At 50.4% G+C, this 20,711-nt stretch carries 19 protein-coding genes; 2 read left to right on the forward strand and 17 right to left on the reverse strand.

The window, feature by feature from the left end; translation table 11 throughout:
* Positions 1-46: 46 nt before the first annotated feature.
* From SK3146_RS04400 to SK3146_RS04450, 11 genes are all read right to left on the reverse strand, one after another.
* Positions 47-874 carry a metallophosphoesterase family protein gene (locus SK3146_RS04400; RefSeq protein ID WP_249863932.1) on the reverse strand — a complete coding sequence of 276 codons (828 nt, stop codon included), beginning with the start codon at positions 872-874 and terminating at the stop codon, positions 47-49.
* Complete coding sequence (locus tag SK3146_RS04405; protein ID WP_249863933.1) at positions 859-1,329, reverse strand: carbohydrate ABC transporter permease; 471 nt, start codon at positions 1,327-1,329, stop codon at positions 859-861. Before SK3146_RS04405 ends, SK3146_RS04400 begins: the two co-directional genes overlap by 16 nt.
* Positions 1,326-1,550 carry a hypothetical protein gene (locus tag SK3146_RS04410; protein WP_249863934.1) on the reverse strand — a complete coding sequence of 75 codons (225 nt, stop codon included), beginning with the start codon at positions 1,548-1,550 and terminating at the stop codon, positions 1,326-1,328. Before SK3146_RS04410 ends, SK3146_RS04405 begins: the two co-directional genes overlap by 4 nt.
* Before the next feature lie 73 nt (positions 1,551-1,623).
* Entirely contained in the window at positions 1,624-1,869 is a 246-nt protein-coding gene (locus SK3146_RS04415; protein ID WP_249863935.1) for a GntR family transcriptional regulator, read from the reverse strand.
* 109 nt (positions 1,870-1,978) lie between these two features.
* Complete coding sequence (locus SK3146_RS04420) at positions 1,979-3,304, reverse strand: Gfo/Idh/MocA family protein (protein ID WP_249863936.1); 1,326 nt, start codon at positions 3,302-3,304, stop codon at positions 1,979-1,981.
* 32 nt (positions 3,305-3,336) lie between these two features.
* The gene (locus tag SK3146_RS04425) at positions 3,337-4,881 is read right to left on the reverse strand and encodes an extracellular solute-binding protein (protein WP_249863937.1); all 1,545 of its coding nucleotides are present in this window, start codon (positions 4,879-4,881) and stop codon (positions 3,337-3,339) included.
* A gap of 37 nt (positions 4,882-4,918) precedes the next feature.
* On the reverse strand, positions 4,919-5,752 hold the full coding sequence (locus tag SK3146_RS04430) for a carbohydrate ABC transporter permease (protein WP_249863938.1): 834 nt from the start codon (positions 5,750-5,752) through the stop codon (positions 4,919-4,921).
* Positions 5,753-5,808: 56 nt separating this feature from the next.
* Positions 5,809-6,711: an ABC transporter permease gene (locus SK3146_RS04435; RefSeq protein WP_249863939.1), complete on the reverse strand. Its 903-nt coding sequence runs from the start codon at positions 6,709-6,711 to the stop codon at positions 5,809-5,811.
* 152 nt (positions 6,712-6,863) lie between these two features.
* Positions 6,864-7,919 carry a response regulator transcription factor gene (locus SK3146_RS04440; protein ID WP_249863940.1) on the reverse strand — a complete coding sequence of 352 codons (1,056 nt, stop codon included), beginning with the start codon at positions 7,917-7,919 and terminating at the stop codon, positions 6,864-6,866.
* On the reverse strand, positions 7,919-9,688 hold the full coding sequence (locus tag SK3146_RS04445) for a sensor histidine kinase (protein WP_249863941.1): 1,770 nt from the start codon (positions 9,686-9,688) through the stop codon (positions 7,919-7,921). Before SK3146_RS04445 ends, SK3146_RS04440 begins: the two co-directional genes overlap by 1 nt.
* 306 nt (positions 9,689-9,994) lie before the next feature.
* The gene (locus SK3146_RS04450) at positions 9,995-10,291 is read right to left on the reverse strand and encodes a DUF4177 domain-containing protein (RefSeq protein ID WP_249863942.1); all 297 of its coding nucleotides are present in this window, start codon (positions 10,289-10,291) and stop codon (positions 9,995-9,997) included.
* A 173-nt stretch (positions 10,292-10,464) separates the two neighbouring features.
* Here SK3146_RS04450 and SK3146_RS04455 point away from each other — a divergent pair, with 173 nt between their 5' ends.
* On the forward strand, positions 10,465-11,010 hold the full coding sequence (locus tag SK3146_RS04455; protein ID WP_249863943.1) for a TetR/AcrR family transcriptional regulator: 546 nt from the start codon (positions 10,465-10,467) through the stop codon (positions 11,008-11,010).
* A 33-nt stretch (positions 11,011-11,043) separates the two neighbouring features.
* Here SK3146_RS04455 and SK3146_RS04460 read toward each other — a convergent pair whose 3' ends face one another.
* The 3 genes from SK3146_RS04460 to SK3146_RS04470 all read right to left on the reverse strand — a co-directional run bounded on the left by SK3146_RS04460 (position 11,044) and on the right by SK3146_RS04470 (position 15,670).
* The gene (locus SK3146_RS04460) at positions 11,044-12,789 is read right to left on the reverse strand and encodes a Rieske (2Fe-2S) protein (protein ID WP_349655190.1); all 1,746 of its coding nucleotides are present in this window, start codon (positions 12,787-12,789) and stop codon (positions 11,044-11,046) included.
* Positions 12,790-12,980: 191 nt separating this feature from the next.
* Positions 12,981-14,294: a (Fe-S)-binding protein gene (locus SK3146_RS04465; protein WP_249863944.1), complete on the reverse strand. Its 1,314-nt coding sequence runs from the start codon at positions 14,292-14,294 to the stop codon at positions 12,981-12,983.
* Positions 14,291-15,670, reverse strand: a complete 1,380-nt coding sequence (locus tag SK3146_RS04470; protein ID WP_249866176.1) for an FAD-binding oxidoreductase — start codon at positions 15,668-15,670, stop codon at positions 14,291-14,293. Before SK3146_RS04470 ends, SK3146_RS04465 begins: the two co-directional genes overlap by 4 nt.
* 293 nt (positions 15,671-15,963) lie before the next feature.
* On the opposite strand from SK3146_RS04470, the gene SK3146_RS04475 reads away from it, so the two are divergent.
* The gene (locus SK3146_RS04475; RefSeq protein ID WP_249863945.1) at positions 15,964-17,073 is read left to right on the forward strand and encodes an alpha/beta hydrolase; all 1,110 of its coding nucleotides are present in this window, start codon (positions 15,964-15,966) and stop codon (positions 17,071-17,073) included.
* 49 nt (positions 17,074-17,122) lie between these two features.
* On the opposite strand, the gene SK3146_RS04480 is transcribed toward SK3146_RS04475, so the two are convergent.
* From SK3146_RS04480 to SK3146_RS04490, 3 genes are all read right to left on the reverse strand, one after another.
* Positions 17,123-17,902: a stalk domain-containing protein gene (locus tag SK3146_RS04480; protein ID WP_249863946.1), complete on the reverse strand. Its 780-nt coding sequence runs from the start codon at positions 17,900-17,902 to the stop codon at positions 17,123-17,125.
* 136 nt (positions 17,903-18,038) lie between these two features.
* Positions 18,039-19,730, reverse strand: coding sequence for a dihydroxy-acid dehydratase (ilvD, locus tag SK3146_RS04485; RefSeq protein ID WP_249863947.1), 1,692 nt, complete (start codon positions 19,728-19,730; stop codon positions 18,039-18,041).
* On the reverse strand, positions 19,727-20,413 hold the full coding sequence (locus SK3146_RS04490; protein WP_249866177.1) for a GntR family transcriptional regulator: 687 nt from the start codon (positions 20,411-20,413) through the stop codon (positions 19,727-19,729). The genes ilvD and SK3146_RS04490 overlap by 4 nt, the downstream gene beginning before the upstream one ends.
* Positions 20,414-20,711: the final 298 nt, after the last annotated feature.

A 20,711-nucleotide genomic window follows, 5' to 3' on the forward strand; every position in this document is an offset into this window, starting at 1 on the left:
AGGAGCGGCATCGCTCTTTGCGATCAATCGCAATCATGTAATACTTTTACAGCAGCATGATTTGGTCCCGATCTGCTTCTTGCCCCTGTGCCTGTAATGGCCGATGATATTGAGGCAGCTTATCGTACAGAATCCGCGCAGCTTCTACTATCTCTCTATCCTCAACAGCCACTACTCGGGTGCGGACTTCAGACTTATCGATCTCCACGAGGCGTATGGAAGGATGGCACATGCACGCTGCAGTTTGAATAAAGCTCCACTGTTCTTCCCTTGCGATGGAGTGCACGTGATTGTGGCCGTTGAAGTAAAAGCCGGTTCCCTGCCTTTGTCGTAAAATAGCGCGCATATCAATGGCCGGATCCATATGCATCTTTTCATCCGTTGACGTAGCTGTCGTGTTATATAGGGGATGATGGGCAAACACGAAGATCGGTTTTGACGGAGAAGCATGCATTTGCGTTTCCAGCCAGTCCAATTGGTCCGCCTTAAAATGACCGCTGTAATCTTGCGGGTCCATTTCCCTGGTCGAATCGACAAACACGAATAGGGCATCTTCGGTTTCCAATACATCGTTCAACGGGTGATCCATCAATGATTGAATTTTACTTTTAGGTAATTCATAGGCATCGTGGTTGCCTAATATATGGCGAAACGATACGCCGGAATTACGAATATGCCGATAAACATGTTCAAATTCTTCCTCCAACCCCATGTGAGTCAAATCCCCAAGGGAGATGTGTACATCCGCTTCCATTTCAAAGAATATTTCCAAAAAATTTTCATAAAATCGTTCTTTAGCCAATAACAGCTCTTCATTCCCTTGTACCAACTGATGATCGAAAAAATGCAAATCTCCGATTATGGCCAGACGCATCGTTCCAGCTGAGGCAAGCGAGCCAAATGGCGTATCCTCTTGATAGACGCGCCAAGGAAAATCAAGATGGAGGCTACCACAATTCCGGGTAAAACCAATTTAAAGGCAATATGCCGAAATACACCGTAATCGTTACACCCGTCAATGATCGCAGACTCAAATACTTCCGTCGGAATTTGATCGTAAAATCCCATGAACAGCCAAATGGCCAACGGCAGCGAAAAGGTAATGTAGCTGATCAGCAGCCCGGTCAAAGAATTCAGGAGACCCACATTCTGATAAATAATATAGAAAGGAATCGTATAGACAAGGCCGGGAATCATCCGAACAATGATGACTGTGTATAATGCGGTATATTTGCCTTTGAAGTTATATCTTGAGAACCCGTAACCCGCCATCGTTGCCAACAATACCGCCCCGACGGTAGTTGCGACGGAGACAATCAAACTGTTCAAGAAATAGATTCCGGCTCCCCCTTTGGAAAATATTTCGATGTAGTTCCAGGCTTGAGATGGCACTGAACGGGAACCACAATATGTTTGACAATGCTTTTCCCATTGATTTGAGAAAGCAAAGATTGTACGGCTTGCCTGCCCATTTCCTTATAATTTTGCTTGATAAAATGAACATCCGGCAGACCGACTTCGTCAAAGGTTGTCATTTCTGCTTTGTTCAATAAAGACAACTGTTTCAAAGCTTAAGTCTTAAAATCGCTTCATTATACTTTTCATCGAGAGTCGGGAAAATGATCATGCCATAGACGCCGATTCCTCTGAATTTTTCGATCGATCTTCGATAGAAGCGGCGTACTTATTGTTTTTACCCAGTATTTGATTCGTAATGTCATTATCCGATACGAAGGTTCCTTTGCCCTGGACTCTGACAACAATTCCCTGGTCCGCCAAGCTTGTCAAGGCATTCTTTGCCGTAATACTGCTCACATGATACTGATTCATCAATTCGCTTTCAGACGAGACCCGATCGCCCGGCCGCAAAGTTCCTTCGCGTATCTGATTAACGATGTATATATTTCTAGAAAAAGACTAAGAGCTATCCCTACGCCATGAATGGCAGAAGGATAGCCCTTTGTTTACCTTACCTTATTTATTTACCTTGTTTCACCGCTTCTATGCCGCCGATTTCTATCATTCTGCCTTCCAGGCGCGAATGCTCGCCGGCAAATCCGATCTGATGCCCGTAAATCGATTTTTCCAAAGAGGTAGAGGAGATCGACGGCGCTTCCCCTCGCAGAACTCTCACGAAATCGGCTACTAGCAATAAATCTCCGCCGCCGTGGCTGTCGTTCGTAACCGGCACCTCAACCCGTTTTTCCGAATATTCGTGTCCTTTGCGCGGATCGGGATGCCGGATGACAAAGCTGCCGTCCTCCAAAACGCCGGTTATTTCTCCCTTCGTGCCGATGATGTGAATGGTGCGGCATGGCCTGGAGGTTGCTCCTACCATATTGTGGCTCGCCGTACAGCCGTTGTCGAACTCAATGATGACCGACTGATGGTCCACTACATCGTTGTCGCAATGCCATACGCATCGGCCGTACGGATTGTCCGTCCGCAGCGATTCGATGCGCTGCTCCAGGCTCGGCTCCGATCCCAAGTACGAATTATCCCATACATAAAAGCCCCATCGCCCTTGATCGATATAATGCTTGCGCGCGGAATAGATGCAGCTTTCCTCTATTTGACAGTCGACCAAGCAGCGCTTGCCTGCGCCATGAGGCGCGTTTGCCGGCTTAAACTGCAGCAGCCCGCCGAAGCTGCTTACCTTGCTTGGCTTGTCGCCAACCATCCAGGAAATAATATCCAGATCATGACAGCATTTGGCCATCAGCATGGACGACTTGCATTTCTCTACCGAATTCCATTTCCCCCGAATGAAGGATACCGCCATATGATGATAGCTTACATGCTCGGCGGTTTGGATATTTACAATGTCGCCGATTCCCCCGGAGGAGACGGCTTCGCGGATCGCTCTGTAGAACGGAGCGTACCGCAGCACATGACAGATCATGACGGTTCGTCCATATTGGGTTGCCGTCTGATACAGCTGCAGCATCTCCTGCTCCGACGTAGCAATCGGCTTTTCGAGAAGAACGTCATAGCCGGCCTTCAGCAGCGGAAGGGTCGTTTGCACATGGAGATCGTCCATGGTTCCGTTAATGACCGCGTCCGCCAGTTTGGGCGCGCTTGCCAGCTGCTCCACCGTTTCAAAGCAGCAGCTGTCATTCAGGCCAAATTGTTTGGCCGTCAGCTTCCTGCGCTCCGGGTCCGGCTCTACGACGCCCGTTACTTGCAGCTCGTCCGGATGCTTCTTCGCATAGGAAGCATACAGCAGACTGCGGTGTCCTGCCCCTACAATAACGACGGTGATCGGTTTGCCGCTCTCCGATCTTTCGCAATGCTCAACATTCATCGCTCTTCATTCCTTTCACTGTAAGCTCTCGATTATTTTTTATTTTTCGAGTTGTACCATTCGGTAGCTTCTTTAATAATTTGATCTCCGCCACGCTTCTTCCAATCCTCTACAAACTTATCAAAGCTGTCGATCGGTTCTTTGCCGGTAATAATTTTTGCCGCCATCTCCATCCACAGGCCGTTTTTGCCCAGCTCCGGCTTCGACAGCATGGTCGGCGTTATCGGCATACCGACGCCATCGTTGACGCGTCCTTCATTTTTAGCGACACTCAGCGCGTTCAAGATCAAATCGGAATCCTTGCGGCCCTTCATAAATTCCTCGTTGGCCAGATAGGACGGCCCGACAAGACGCAGAAACATTAAGTGCATGTTTTCTTTATTGATTGCATCCACGGTAGTTGCATATTTATATTGGATCTTCGAGTTTTCCACCGTATAATCCTCGTTCTCCAAGCCATAATCCAGGAATTTTTGGGCTTCATCGGAGTAAAACCAATCCAAAAACTTAATCGCCGCTTCAGGATTTTTATTCGATTTAGGGATGGCCCACACATTGCCTACAGATGAGCTGAGACCTGTCCCTCCTTTGCCGTCGGGACCGACCGGCGCCGGGATATTGATGAGCGAGGACGAAGGCTCGGTCTGTCTGACCTCCGACTGCCATTTATCCGGATAGCTCGGGTCATGGACCCACATGCCGACTCTTGCTGCGCCTTTAATTTTCGCATCCCAATCTTTGCCCTGCTGCACGAATATTTCGTTGTCCATCAGCTGCTCTTTGTAAAGGCTGCGGTGAAGCTCCAGAGCGGTCTTCATTTGAGGGCGGATCAAGTTCGGAACGAGCTGGTTATTTTCAAATTTCCAGCCGTCGGGAATGACATCGTACGCTCCGAAAAACACATCGGAGAAAGCGAAGTTCTGTCGTCCGGAAAAAGGAATTTCATCCGGCTTGCCGTTGCCGTTCGGGTCCTTTTCCTTAAAAGCCTTCAGCATCGCCACATAGTCGTCGACCGTTTTGGGCACTTGCAAATTCAATGTTTCCAGCCAGTCTTTGCGTACGTAGACGACCGAGTTCCGCACATAGTTTTCGCCCGGAATGGCATATATTTTCCCCTTTTCGCTGACCAAGGTGGAATCCCACGCTTCCTGGGGGATTTTTTTCAGCAGATTGGGGGCGTACTTTTGGAGCAAATCGTTCAGTTCGTAGAACGCTCCGTTCTTAACGGCGGGAGCGACCTCCGGGGTGTTGATCCCGTTAATCTGAAGAATGTCCGGCAGATCTCCCCCGGCTAGCAGCAGCGTCAGCTTTTGATTGAATTCCGCGTGCGGAATCAGCTCCAGCCTTACATCCGTCTTGGACAATTCGCGAAGCTTCTTGACGTATTTGTCTTCGTTAATATTGGATGATCCTTCCACATAGGGCAGCCCTCTCGTGCCCAGTCCGATTTTCACTGTCGGAGGTTTTGCGGGGGCATCGGCATTGCCGCCAGTCCCCGGCTCCTGCTTGGAACAGCCGATCAAGGTCCCGAAGGCCGCAAGCAAGCAAATGGTCGCTTTCAATGTTCTTTTTTTCATGGATGAACTCTCCTTGTTCTAATAATGGAATCTATGATTACCCTTTGACCGATCCTAGCATAGCTCCTTTAATGAAATGCTTCTGGATAAACGGGTAGATCAATAACACGGGAACAGCCGCAACGATAATCGTCGCCATTTTGATGCCTTCCACCGATTGCATCGACATCTGTACGCTTTGCATGACATTCGCGGCATCGCTTTCGACGATAAGCTGGCGCAGCTTGACCTGCATCGGATAAAGCGCCGGATCTCGCAAATACATAAGCGCGGAGAAATATCCGTTCCAGTGGCCGACGGCATAAAACAGGCCGATCGTTGTGAGAGACGGCATGGATAGCGGCAGCACAATGCTCCAGTAGGTGCGGTATTCGCTGCAGCCATCGATCTTGGCGGCTTCCGTCAAGCCTTCCGGGATCGCTTGAAAAAAAGAAATCATAATAATTAAGTTAAATGCGCCGATCAAACCGGGAACGATCAGCGCCCATAACGTGTTCAGCATCCCCAAATATTTGACGACTAAATACGACGGAATCAAAGGCGCCGGAAAGATCATTGCAAACAGGACGAGCAGAATGAAGAAGGAACGGCCCTTCAGCCCTTTCCTGGCAAGTCCATAAGCCATTAAGGAGGTGAAGAAAAGATTCAGCAGCGTGCCGAATACCGTAATATACACGGTGACGCCGATGGATTTCCAGATGGCGGCGTTGCTGAGCACGGAGCTGTAGTTCGCAAATGTGAAATCTACGGGAAGGAGCGTAACCCGCCCCTGCACGATAGCCGTTCCTCCGCTGAAGGACCCTGCCAGTATGTTGACGAACGGCAGCAGCATCATCAGTCCGGCGAAGGTAAGGAATGTGAAATTGAACATAGTAAACCATTGTCTGGATGTGCCTGTCCTGGGCATGCGTTGCACCTCGTTTCCCATCAGTAGAGTGAATTGCCGGTAAGCTTTTTGCTGAGCTGATTTGCGCCCACAATAAGGATCAGCCCCACGACGGATTTGAACATGCCGATAGCCGTCGTATAGCTGTACTGGCTGCCGAGCAGCCCCGCCTCGTAAATATACGTGTCGATAATCTCGCCCGTCTCCTTGACAAGCGGGTTAAGCAAAATGTAGATTTGCTCAAAACCGAGGTCAAGCATATTGCCGATTCTGAGCAACAGCAGCACCATAATCGTAGGCATCAGAGCCGGCAGCGTAATACTGAACACCTGCCGCAGCTTGCCGGCTCCATCGACGTCCGCAGCCTCGTAGAGCTCCGGATTGATGCCTGCGAGCGCTGCCAAATAAATAATCGTTCCCCAGCCGACTTCCTTCCAGATGCCTGAGACGACCACAATGCTGCGGAAATATTCCGGCTGCTGCATGAAGAAAATTTTTTCTTTGCCGAAATAACTCAATACTTCGTTGACGATGCCGTAATTCGGAGATAAAGCGCTGATCACCAAGCCGCCGACGATTACCCACGAAAGAAAATGCGGCAAATAAATGACCGTTTGAATGACTCGTTTAAACATCATTTTTCGCACTTCGTTCAACAGCAGCGAAAGAATAATGGGCGCCGAAAAGCCGAATATGAGCTGATACAGGCTGATCAAAAGCGTATTGCGCAAAATCCGCGAAAACTCGGGGTACGCAAACAAATGTTCAAAATGCTTCAAACCGACAAACGGACTGCCCGCCACTCCTGAGAACACATTGTAATCCTGGAAAGCGATTACATTCCCGGCAATCGGGATGTAACGGAATATAACGAAAAATAACACTCCCGGCAAAATCATCGAGTAGACTTGCCAATTTTTCCATACAATCGATTTCCTAATCATATTACCACCTCATCTGTCGAATCATCCGGATAAGAAGATCATAAGCGCTTTCAAGCAAACCGTACATGCCGTTTCTTTAGAAAACCTGCGTTTTTTTCTGCGGCTTTTGCCGTTCGTGACCAAAAGAAAGAACCTTGAGGTTTCTCAGGGTTCTACTCAACGCCGATTCTTTTTCTATACTCTCTTGGGCTATATCCGAAATGCTTCTTGAAGGTTCTCGTAAAATGGGGATAATCGCTGTAGCCTACCGCTTGGGCCGCTTCGTACGTTTTACAGCTCGAGTTATGAAGCAGCTCCTTCGCTTTCTCCATGCGCAGACGGGTCAAATATTGCACGAAGCTTACTCCCACCGCATCCTTGAACGACTGGCTCGCGTAGGATAAAGACATGTTCATCTGTCCGGCGATCGTTTGCAGCGACAGTTCCTCGTCCATGTAATGCTCCTCGACGTAAGCCACGGCCTGTTTGATTACGTGAAAAGCGCCGTGATTCCGCTTGGCCTGGACGCTCCGCACATGCGCGCTAACGCCGTCTTCCAGCAAACGCCATGCTTCAGGCTGCCCGAATGCTTCCTGGAAGCGGGTGAAATCTTCGCCGCTCGGCTCAAGCAGCGTATATCTCTGCAGCTCCTTGCCTATAAACAGCAGCAGCTCGCAGCACAAGTGCTTAAACTGCGCCGGATCGGCCGCTTGTTCCGTACATTGGGCATAAACGCCGGCCAGCTCGATCTGAATTTGTTTTTCGTTCAAGTCCCAGATCAGGTCGGCTATCCGCTGCCCGGACGTTTTACAGTACCACAGCCAGCTGCTTCTTTCGGAGGCCATTCTGGCTTTAGCGTCCAGCTTGCCGCGGATTTTCCGTAAAACCTGATCCAGCTGCTCCGGCCGAATCGGTTTCAACAAATAATCGGCAACTTCGGATTGCAGAGCCTGCCTCGCATACTCGAACTCCCCGTAACCGGATAGGATGACAATCTCGCACGGCAGACCGCGTACTCTGCATTCCCTGATCAGCTCCAGCCCGTCCATGACCGGCATGCTGATATCCGTAACGATCAAGTCGGGCGGGTTCTGCAGCGCCAGCTCCAATGCTTCTTGCCCGTCCTCCGCCGCTCCGGCGACGATAAAGCCGCTGCCCATTTCCGAAATCAGCTTGTGCAAGCTTTTCTTAATCATGTACTCGTCATCGACAATTAATACTTTATACATTAGGCCAGTTCTCCCGTCTCATGCATCTTCCCGGCGGCAGCGGGCAATATGACTTGGATAACGCTTCCGAGCTCGTCGGATTGCAGCACTTGAAGGCCGTATGGAGCGCCGAACAACAGCCTGATCCGCTGGTGCACATTGCGAAGTCCGATCTTTGTCGATACTTCATCCTCCCCATCCTTCATCGCCGGCTCGGATTCTTCCTTCAGAAAAAAACGGTTATAGCTGTCCATCGTCTCCCGGTCCATTCCTTTTCCTTTGTCTATGATCCTGAGCAGGTAGCGGTCATCGCTCCATTCCCCGGCAATGCCTATATAAGCCGGTTTAAGCCGATGCTTCTCGTAACCGTGGCGAAAGCAGTTCTCGACAAGAGGCTGAAGGGATAACCGCACCGCTTGTACATGCGAGATCGCTTCTTCGTCGATATGCATCTCGATGTGCAAATAAGGGAAACGCTCCTTTTGAATTTCCAGATACGTCCGAACATGTCCGATCTCGCCCTTAAGCGAGATAACCTGCATCGAATCGCCGATGCTGAAGCGGAACAAATCGGCAAGCGCCGTAGCCATTCGGCTGATCGGCATCACTCCTTCGACAATGGCGTAGGAATTGATCATTTCCAACGTGTTATACAGGAAATGAGGGTTTACTTGGGATTGAAGCGCTTGCAGCGCCGATTCCCTCTGTTTGATAACCAATTCCCTCTCCCTGATCTGGGACGTATGCACCTCTTCGATCAATCTGCGCAGCTCGCGGACCATTTTATTAAACCCGTGATACAGATTGCCGATTTCATTGCCCCGATGCTCGGGGGCCGTGACGCTCAGGTTGCCGTTTTCCGCTTGTCTCATCAGCCGTTCCAGCTTGGAAAGCGCATTCGTAAGCGAAAGCGAGAAGCCCCCGATAACCAAGATGACAACGGATGCAAAAATAAGCCCTCCCCATATGGTCACATTGCGCAAGGACAGCAGCTCGGCGGTCAATTCATGAATGGGAACCTGCGAAACGATAGTCCAATCCGTGTAAGGAGACTTATTAAATACGACCAGATCTTTCGAGGAGTGCTCGGAATGAATAAAAGCGCCTTGCTTGAGGTGTTGAATTTGCTTGGAATACCAATCGGGTACCGAAGCGCCACGCATCGACTTATCCGGATGGTAAATTACCTGTCCCTTGGCATCGGCAATCCAGAGGAATCCGGTTTGGCCGATCTGAATCTGATCGACAATTCTGGATATTTCATTTAACCGCAAATCGATGATCAAAACGCCGTTCGTCTTATATTCAGACGCATCCTTGAACTTGCGGGTAATCGTCAAGAGCGGAATGTTATCATGCCAGCGAATCCCCACAACGGAATAGTTTTTAGTAGCCGGCATGTCCAAAAATCTCCGGTAGTCTTTCTCCGATAAAGACGAGCCCGAGCTGGAAACGGAAATCCCTTCGTCGGAAAAAATGCTGAACGAATAAATTTCCGGACGTCCGAACACGACCTGCTGCAAAAGCTCGTCTTGAATTTTTCTCGTCATCATAAACCGCTCGAACGATTGATCCGGGGTCAGCTTCATAAAGTCCCGGATCAGCGGATGCGTAATAAGCGGAAACGTCGTCCGTTCCAAATCCATAAAATAAGCGTTCAAATGCTCGTTGACCTGCTTCACGATCTGCTCGTTAAAATCAACCGCCGTGCGCTCTATCGATAATGTGGATTTATCGTACCATAGCTTCCCGAACACGAGCAAAGGAATACATACAAAAAATATAAACAAAGCAATCAACTTCGTGCGTATGGATAAATTCTTTTTCCCCATGTGCTTGTGATCTCTCCGTGATGAGAAATTGGAATCGCAAACCCGTATCGTTCGTACCGATCCATTGACATTTAGAATAACATAGTATTTAAGGTTGTTGTAACCATTTTATAAAAAAAATTTATTGCATATGTCCGTAAGAAAGCCGCCGAAAGGCAAGTGTCCTGCAGCAGCATGGCAACGAATTACTTACATTTTTTTCCTGCAAAAAAAGACAAACGGGCGGGTCTCAGCCTCCCATTTGCCTATTTTGATGCAGTCTGCTTATTTTTTTCTTTTGAACACGCAGATGACTTCCTTTGAAGACCCTTGGTGTTGGCTCGTGTCAAAACATGATACCAGCTCCCACCCGTTTGATCCCATCGCATTGAGTTCGCTGTCGAATTCTTCTACATCCAGCTTTCCTCCGGTAAAAAAACCTTTGGTGAAAAACTTCAGCGTTCTATATTCCCATTGTTCCATAATTGCATATTCCTTCCTTTTGCTCGGATCATATAAAAAAGCGATGAGTGCCTTGCTATCTTGCTTGGCAAGCATTTCAAGTATATTGTACCATACCATAGAAACCTCCGGAATATTTTCCGGAAGTCCCGCATCTTCCCTCCGTCCCCCTTATCCTCACTATAAAAACAACAGCTTATGGTTATCGACATATATTTGATTAATCAACTTACGTTTATTATTATTAAAGCAAGACGTTTATTTTCTATATGAAAGCTTGGGGGAAATGTACGATGGCAAAAGTGGATCGGAGAATTCTGAAATCGCAAGAAGCTATGAAAAAAGCGGTGATTGAATTGATGACGGAAAAAAATTTCGATGAAATTACCATTCAGGACATTGCCGACCGGGCAAATATTAACCGCGGGACGATTTATCTTCATTATCAGGACAAATTCGATTTATTGGATAAGCTCATAGAGACGCATATTAACGAGTTAAGGGAAATGGGCGAATGGGCTTGCAAGCTGGATTGGTACAGCGGTCTTTTGCCCTTTTTCGAATACTTCGAGAAAAACTATTTATTCTTTTCGACCATGTTGGCGAGTAAAGGAGCTCCTTCGTTTCGAACGCGGCTTCTCGATTATATTACGGAAGGATTCAAAGGCGAGATAGATAGAGAAAGCGGCAAAAATGCCGATTTAAGCGAAGAGGTTTTGCTGCAATATGCCGGAACCGCTTATGTCGGCGTCATTGAATGGTGGATCAAAAACGGAATGCCGCATCCGCCTCAAGTTATGGCCAAACAAGTCGGAGTTATGTTGGAGAGATCGCTCTGATGAATGGCGCGTGCGTTCATCTATATCTCCTGTTCAAGACTCTTCGAATAACTTCTCGCCCTTGTGCAACCGCCAGGCGATCTTCGCATTGCGCGGCAGATCCCGGGGAGTCGGGGCATGAGCGGCCAAGTAACGGGTAGCGGCGAACAATAGCGTTTGTTTGGCCCGTTCGGCCGACTCCCCGCTCGCGGAATCCCACCGTTCATATTCGGCAATAGCGGCTTCAAGCATTTGGAAGGAATGAAATTCGGCGTCTTCCCTCAATAAGGCGTGACCGAGCGCGTTGATCAGTTTAGATGGCTCTCCGCCCGCCTGCAAGAACCCGGCGACCCAATCGGAAGCTTCGTTAACCTGCTGACGCTTATCCATAATATCCAGCAAGCCCGAGGCGTTCAGCGGGTCTATGCCTGCTTTCGGTTTAGGCTTGGGCGCGGCAGGTACGTTCAAGAACCGGTCCAGGTAGAGACTTACGGCGCCGTAATAAACCGCGCGAAGGAGCAGCGGATGCCGGCTCCGGTTCAAAATCTCATGTACCGCATGCGCATAAGTGAACGTATGCAGTACGGCAATCCAATCGCCGAAATCGTTTTGGGTATGAAACCGGCAAATGCGTTCCGCAGCCGCAAGAGCAACGAATTGAGCGATTTGCACCGGGGAACAGCCGTCCGTCAGCAAATCGGTTATAGCCTGAATCGTCTCCAGCGGCTGATCGCCAAGCAGCAGCTTCAGCAATCGTTCTTCTTCTTCCCGGCTTAACGCTCTGGCGTCATGAAGCGAGTTCAGCTGTTCAAGAGAGAGAAATGCCTGCTTAAGCGGCTCGACCAGGTTGACCGGGGATTGCCATTGATGCAGCTCTTCACTCCGCGTCGGATTGCCGAGCAGAGGCACCAGCGATGTAAGAATGCGTTCTTGCTCCGAAGGATCGGCCAAGGCGAGCGCTTCGAAAGCTTTGTTATGAAAATCGAGCGTATGTCCGCCGTCCAAATAAAAATGATCCGTTACCGCCAGCAGCATCATTTCCATGATGCGCTCATGCGTGAAGCCCCGGCGTATGGCCGTCAGCAGCACTCTCTGGGCGCCCTGGGTGTCTCTAACCTCCAGACAATTCCGATACCAGGCAATCAGCCGTTCTTCAGTCACTTCGCTGGCCGGCAGCGGCGTCAATAGATGACGTTCCGCGCGGCTGGAGCGATTTCTGGCCACTTGATGCAGCCCATGATAGAGGGCGAGGATTTGAGCGTCCTTGTCCAGCTTCGGCAATATGCGGGTCATCGCGGTCAGAATCGTTAAGTCAGCCCCCCAGCCCGTTCCGTACTGCACGCCGAAAGCAATCCCTGCCCGCGCTATTTCCGGCGCAGCCACGCCGGATTCCATGAGGCCTACGACAGCCTTGGCGATGACGATTCCGATATTTTGCTCCAGGCCCTCCTGGAGCCGTGCCATATATTTCTCCCGGTTATACGCGTTCTTGGGAAGCGGGTTGACCCAAATCTCCCCGTCTGCGCATAACACTTCATGCGAGGAAACATCGTCCGCCCAAGGATCAAGCGTCCCGCCGCTGCATACGTCAAACCGCGCATGATGCCAATGGCATGTCAATATGCCTTCGCAAAGGCTGCCCATATGGAGAGGAAAGCCAAGATGCGGACAGCGATTATCTACCGCGTACACGTTATCTTCGTGATAAAATACGGCGATCCCGCCTTTAATAACAATAGACCGCTGCTGCTTAAGCGCTTCCAATGAGCCGGCGTGCGTCCATTTATCCATTGTTTTCATCCGTAAACCTCCTCAGCTTTTCGGTGTGAGCTTTGTCCGCCCCTATTCATTATAACAAGGAGAATACCCGGCATGGCGAAAATTTGGAAAAAAATCCGTTCTTTACAACCGCACTTGCTGATTTTAATCAACGTATGTCTATATTTTAAGCGAACTCGGGATCATTGCAATCGTCTGGCCGCGAAAGCAGCTCAGGAAATTCCCGCCGCTTCCGCAATATATTCGACCAGATGGAGCGCACGCATAGAACCGGATAAACCGGCTCTTTCAATGCCTAATTTCATTTGCAGCAAGCATCCGGGATTCGTGGTAATGACCGCGGCGGCCTTCGTGCCGGTTACATGCTCCATTTTCCGGTCCAAAATGTCAATGGAGGCCTCGTAATGGACGATATTGTAAATTCCCGCCGAGCCGCAGCACATCTCCGCCTCTTTCATTTCGACCAGCTCGACATTCGGAACGCTGCGGATCAGCTCAAGCGGTTCTTGGGTTACTTTCAGAACGTTGGTCATATGGCAAGAACGCTGGTAGGTCACCTTCTCCGGCGGATGATCCGCGACAAGGACGCCGCCGCACCATACGAGCAGCTGGGAAATGTCCTTCGATTTCGCCGCGAACCGCTTCGACCTCTCCGACCACTGCGGGTCGTCGGCGAGCAAATGATCGTACTCGGCTAGCATCGCGCCGCAGCCGCCGGCGTTGTTCACGATATAGTCCGCCTCTCCCCGTTCAAAAGCGCGTTCAAAAGCGGCGATATTTCTTCGCGCGAGCGATTTGCTTTCGTCCAATTCTCCGGAATGGGCATGCAGCGCCCCGCAGCACGTCTGGTTATCGATCACGACGACGTCGCAGCCCGCTTCCGCCAGCAGCTTGACGGACAGCTCGTTAATAGTTCTGAACATCGCATCCATCACGCAGCCGGAGAAAAACGCAACCGTAAACTTCCGTTTTCCTTTGGCCGCAGTAAACCGCGGGAGATTCCGCCGTTCTCTCGGGGACACCGCAGGAGGCGTCGCCGCTTCGAATTCGCCCAAATGAGCGGGCAGCCTGCTTAGGACACCGCTTTTTCTGGCGACGGCTTGCAGACCGCTCTTCTCATACAGCCATTTGCCGTTTCCGATGAGATTCATCGCCAGGCGGCTCGGAAACACCTTTTTGAACAGCGTGTACCGCAGTATCCGCACCGGCAGGGAATACGACTTGCGCCGCACAATCGCCGCCCGTGCCGCCTCCAATATCGCGCCGTACTCCACTCCTGTAGGGCATGCCGTTTCGCAGGCGCGGCAGCCGAGGCACAAGTCGAGCGGTTCCTCGATGACGGAAAGATCCGTAATTTTTCCTTCGCCCGCCATCTTCACCAGGTTGATGCGCCCCCGCGGAGAATGCGTTTCCTTCCCCATCGTCGCGTAGGTCGGACAGGCCGGCAAACAATATCCGCACTGCACGCACGCGTCCGTCTTCTCGTATTTCAGTTCTCGGCGCAGCGCCGCAAGCTGTTCGTTCATTCGCTCAACACCAGCTTTTGTCCCGGCTCGGGAAAAATTTTACCGGGATTCATAATATGATTCGGGTCCCACGCTTCTTTAATCCGCTTCATCATGTCAAGCCCGGCCGCTCCCAGCTCCATCTCCATGAAAGGAGCCTTCATCGTGCCGATGCCGTGCTCTCCGGACAAGGTGCCACCGAGCTGGACGGCCGCTTCAAAGATTTCCGCGACCGCCTGCTCCACCCGCCGCATTTCCTCCCGGTCCGACTTATCCGCCAAAATATTCGGATGAAGGTTGCCGTCCCCCGCATGGCCGAAAACGACCAGCTCAATGTTATACTTCGCCTTGATCTGTTGAAGCCGGCGGCACATTTCCGGGATTTTACTGCGCGGAACGGTGGCGTCTTCGGAAATTTTGGTCGGCTTGATTCGGACAATCGCGGGAGAGACGAGCTTCCTCGCCTTCCACACCTCGTCTTTCTCGCTTTGCGTCCGGGGAATCCGCACCTCTCTAGCCCCGGCCTCGCCGCATACCTTGGATACTTGCTCGGCCTCGTCCTTAACGGCTGACGGATGACCGTCCAGCTCGATCATAATCATCGCCTCGGCGTCTTTCGGCAGGCCCGACGGCTCGTAGTTTTCCACGGCGACCATGGATGCTTGATCCATCAGCTCCATTTTGGCAGGCAGTATGCCCGAGGTCAAAATTTTCGATATCGCGCTCCCCGCATCGATAAGGCTGTCGAAGATCGCCATCACCGTCTCCGAGGCGGGCGGCTTGGGGATGAGGCGCAAGTACGCTCGCGTAATAATGCCCAGCGTGCCTTCGGAGCCGACGATCAGCTTGGTCAGATCGTACCCCGTGACGTTCTTCACGGTCCAGCCGCCGGTCCGAATCAGCTCGCCCTGCGGCGTAATCACTTCGAGCCCGATGACGTAATCCTTGGTCACCCCGTACTTCAAGCCGCGCGGACCGCCCGAATTTTCCGCCAAATTGCCGCCGATCGTCGATACATGAGAGCTGCTCGGATCGGGCGGGTACATCAGCCCCTTCTGCTCGGCCGCTTGATGGATGCTCGCGGTCAGCACTCCCGGCGACACGACGGCGACCAAGTCCTCCTCGTGAATCTCCAGCACCTGATTCATCACGGACAGATCGAGCACCATGCCGCCCTTCACCGGAAGCGGTCCCCCGCTTAAGCTGGTCGCCTGCCCGCGCGGATATATCGGGATGCCTTCGCGGTTAGCCAGCTTAACCAGCCCGATCAGCTCCTCGACGCTCTGCGTCTGGATAACGACATCCGGCAAATAGGTGCCGAAGGAAGCGTCGAACGAATAGCTGTACCTGTCGCTTTCGTCCGTCAGCACTCTTCCGGTTTTGACGATGGATTTCATTTCCTGGATATGGGAAGCGTTTACTGCTTTCAACGGTTTTCCTCCTCTTCAATGAATGACGCCTTGCATTTTGATCGACTCCGGTTCTTCCCTTCACGTATTTGTAATAGAAATTGTTCCATAATAATAGATCAAAATCAATCCTTGTTTTGATCTTCCAAGCGCTTCCGAATCCGATTTCGGTAAAAATAGGCGTATTTATTCGGAAAATGGTAAATTTAATTTCATCCGAATATAGGAATAAAAAAATATAATGGATATGTATATATTTTCTTCATTTAGGAGGAGAACCGGTGCGCAGCCTTTTTATCCAATCGAGATTCAGATTATTTGTCTTGGCGGTTTCCTTACTCTTCGGAATGGCGGGCATTTCGTGTTTGGTTGCTGCACATACCTTAACTCTGTGGAGCAAGCAAATAAAGCTTGGCTACTTGGATGCAGTCGTCAAGCACTCCTTGGAAATTCAATCCATATCGATACTGCTTGTTACCCTCTTCTTAATAGGCGTTATTGTGTTATCCGCCCGGTACCAAGCGTTGAAGGGAAAGCTCCTCTTTGCGTCCGGTTCCACATTGATTGTCCTGCTTGGCTCCTATGCAGCGCTCTGCCTATATATTTATTGGAATCAAGACGAAATCATAAACAAAAATAATATTATATTCCAATCGCAAAAAGCTGAAAGCATCTTATCCGAAGCCATTCAGCAATCAAAATTATATGGCAACAGCAGAATAGAGGAAATAAACTTGGTTGCTCCCGATCATACCCAATTAAGCGGTTGGCTTATAAAAAACGAGGTTCAAGAAAAATCGCCCTTAATTATTTATTTTGGGGGAGCGGCGGAAGAAGTGTCGGATATTTTGTTGCCGGCGACTAAGCTTAAAGGCTGGTCCGTAGCCGCAATTAATTATAGAGGCTTTGGCTTAAGCGAAGGGACTCCGACTCAAGAAAACGTATTTAACGATGCTGCTCTTATTTATGATTATTTCATTCAGCGGCAAGATATTGACCGTGAAAGAATCGTCTCCATGGGATATAGTCTTGGAACGGGGGCAGCCGTTCATTTATCGAATCATCGGGCAACGGAAGGAACCGTGCTTGTCGCTCCCTTTCACAATCGTACGGACAAAATAAGCCATTTGTTCCATCTATCCTATTTTCCTATGTCCGTCATTTTTAAGCAGCCGTTTAATTCCATATCCGTTGCTCCTAAGATACGAACTCCCTTACTTTGTCTTATAGGAGATGAAGATAAAAACACTCCAAATGAAATCTCCATGAGGCTTGTTGACAAATGGGGCGGCAAAACGTATACAAAAACAATTGCCGGTGCGGACCACTTCTTGTTGTTTACTAGAGATGAGGCTTGGACGGAGATCAATGCCTTCTTGGCAGATTTGTAACGAGCAGACACAAATAAGCGCCTCCATTAAGGAAGCGCTTTGTCTTGATTTAATCAAGAATGCCTGTTTTTTTCAGGTCTTCGATGTTGAAGTAATTTATTTTGTTATACCGTTTTATTTTGATATTTTTAACAGTTGTCTCGCCATTTTCTTGACTTCTCCATTCATCTGGCAATGTCAAACGAAGATATTCTTCAGGCTGGGTAGAGAAAGGTGAGTTTGTAACTACTAAATCGTTTGGCTTCTCTTTGTCATAAACAACATAGTACCCATAAATCACGTCTAGAAGCCCTGACTGCATCCATCCTTCAGAAAGTTTAGGCGGTAAGGTTTTACGTCCCTCAAGTGTTGCTCTCACAAGCTCTCCATCATCATCATCCGTAAATATCCCAATAAAATCCCCATTTTTATACGCAGTATAAACAATAGCACCATTGACTTTAGCAAGCCCGGAACTATTGACAACCTTCGTATCAGGCTTTAATGTAATATTCCCTCCGGGAGTTGCCGGTGTCCCCGTCGCCGGGTCTGCTGATTGCTCCGTTGGCGCCGCCGCGTCGGACTTTCCATCGGTACCGATCTCCACGCGTTTCAATTGATCGTTCCATGTATAATTCACACCGGTCAGATCGCCTAACTTGGCTAAAGGAACATAAGTGCTCCCGTCATAATTGAGGATCGGGTTCGTCGAGTCCTTATATTCTTTACCGTTTACAAAAAGCGGATAAGTAACCTCCGTCAATATGTACTGCTTCACTGCATCCGCTAAAGCGGTTGTGCTAATCGTAAGCACACTGCCGATGATCATGCCGGCGACGATTTTTTTCACAAGCTCTCTCCTCCTGAAGCATAATATATATACTCTAACAGGATTCTTCGAAATTTTCCATAAATTGCTGCATTTTTTTGTCAAATCCCATTTCGAAAAAAAGTGCTGGACACGAAGTCGCCGTCAAAAGACAAGACTATTCAAACCAATCGGTTACAGCTCCCCTGGAAGCCGAAGATACTTGTCTGGCATACTTGCCTAGGGCGCCGGACGATGCTTTCAAAGGCGGCTGAACCCAAGCCTGGGCACGCCGTTCCCATTCGGATTCGGATATGTCGAATTGAATTTCCTGCGTCTTGCTGTCAATCGTAACAAGATCGCCCGTCTGAAGGAAGGCGATAGGACCGCCGACCTGCGCTTCCGGCGCGACGTGGCCGATGACGAAACCGTGAGACCCTCCCGAGAACCGCCCGTCGGTGATGAGCGCGACTTCGCCTCCCAGCCCTTTGCCGACGATGAGCGCGGTAACCGAGAGCATCTCGGGCATGCCCGGTCCTCCCTTGGGACCGCAATATCTGATGACGAGCACGTCGCCTTTTACAATCTCGTTGTTTACGATCGCTTCGGTCGCCTCCGCTTCGCTGTCATACACTTTGGCAGGCCCGGTAAACCGGTGCTTGCGCATGCCCGACATTTTAGCGATAGCGCCCTCGGGCGCAAGATTTCCGCGAAGAACGACAAGCGGGCCGTTCGGTTTCAAAGGATCGTCGAACGAGCGGATGATCTCCTGATCTTCCGCCAGGTCCGGAACCTCGGCCAAATTCTCGGCCAATGTCTTGCCTGTCACCGTCAGGCAATCGCCGTGCAGCAGCCCTTTGGCCAATAACAATTTCATCACGCCCTGAACGCCGCCGATATCGTTCAAATCCTGCATAACATGCTTCCCGCTGGGCTTGAGGTCGGCGAGATGCGGAACCTTCACGCGAATCCGTTCAAAATCGTCGTAAGTCAGATCGACTCCGGCCGAATGGGCAATAGCGAGCAGGTGAAGGAACGCATTCGTCGAGCCTCCCAGCGCCATCACGACCGTAATCGCGTTCTCGAAAGCCTGCTTCGTCATAATATCCCGGGGATAAATCCCCTTTTTCAACAGCTCCATGACGGATTGCCCGGCATTCTCGCATTCCTTGGCTTTATCCGGAGAAATCGCCGGCGTCGAAGCGGAGCCCGGCAAGCTCATCCCCATCGCTTCGGCGGCCGTGGCCATCGTATTGGCCGTATACATTCCCCCGCATGCGCCGGGACCGGGACAAACGCTGCATTCTACCTTGTGCAGCTCTTCTTCGGTTATCCTGCCGTCGTGATACTGCCCTACCGCCTCGAACGCGCTGACGATATCCACCGGTTTGCCGTCCAAATGGCCCGGTTGAATCGTGCCTCCGTATACATAGACGGACGGTACATTCAATCTGCCGATGGCCATGAGGCAGGCAGGGGTGTTTTTATCGCAGCCTCCGATCGCCACCAATCCGTCGAAGCGTTCCGCTCCGGTGACAATCTCAATGGAATCGGCAATCGCTTCCCGGCTCGGCAAGGAAAAGGTCATTCCCTCGTGCCCCATCGAGATTCCGTCGGAGACGGTGATGGTGTTAAAGATCAGCGGAGCTGCGCCATGCCGCTGCAAGCCTTGTTTGGCATGCACCGCAAGCTCGTTGATGTGCATATTGCACGGGGTTACTTCACTCCAGGTGCTCGCGACTCCAATCATCGGCTTCTTGAAATCCTCATCCTGAAAACCGACGGCGCGCAGCATGGCGCGGTTGGGGGCCCGATTGACCCCTTCGCTGATAACTTTACTGCGGATTCTTAAATCCTTATGATCGCTCATGATTCTTTATCTCCTTCACTTAGAGTCTCATAAAGCTCGTGCATAGGGCGAATAATATTTTGCTTCATGATCTTGAGAGCCTGCTCGGAGTTCCCTTCCATCAGCGCCTCGACGATCCGATCATGCTCGTCGGCCGAAGCCATGGTCGTCGTCATCGCTTGTTTGAGAAATACGTACTTGAACCGGCGGATATGAATTTGCAAGGATGCGCTGAAGGACTCGACGTACGGATTATCCGACAGGTCGACAATCAGGTTGTGAAACTGCTCGTCCAGCTCCATCGCCTTGTACGGCTGCTTGGTCTCGATGGCGAGACGGAAATCGGCATTCAGCTGTTTTAAGATCTCGACTTGCTCCTGGCTTATTCCTTGCGCGGCTTGCTCCGCCGCCAAACCGTGCAGAGCGGCAAGCGTCGGGTACATTTTCAATATGTCTTCCTTCTCGATCATCGTGACTCTCGTTTCCTTGCCCGGATGCATGGATACCAAGCCTTGAACCTCCAGAAGCTGAAAGGCTTCCCGGATCGGGGTGCGGCTCACCGACAACGTTTCGGCCAGCTCCGCATCAAGCAGCTTCTCTCCCGGCTGCAGCGTGCCGTCGATAATCCAGCGCTGAATTTGTGAAAATGCTCTTTCTTTGGCGGACATGCGAGCCGGTGCGGAAAAATTTTGCGGTATCGGCAATGGAATCATCCCTTTATTCATTATATTGTTATATGCAATATATCGCATATGAATGGAAAATGCAATATGAAATCACTGACGCACGGCGAAGCCATGAACGCAGGAACAAATCCCCCAAAAGTGACGCGATGCTCTGAAGCTTATTCCGTCCGCATCCAGCCTAAGCTGGATCGGCGTCTAACCATTTCTCTAGGATCGTTCTATGGGTAGACATTCCTTTCGGGGGAGACCCCGGATATCCACAGGATTTTGCTGCGCATCATTTCCTAAACAACAAAAAAAAGCCCTCACAATGAGG

The organism is Paenibacillus konkukensis, assembly GCF_023523925.1.
Lineage (GTDB): Bacteria > Bacillota > Bacilli > Paenibacillales > NBRC-103111 > Paenibacillus_S > Paenibacillus_S doosanensis.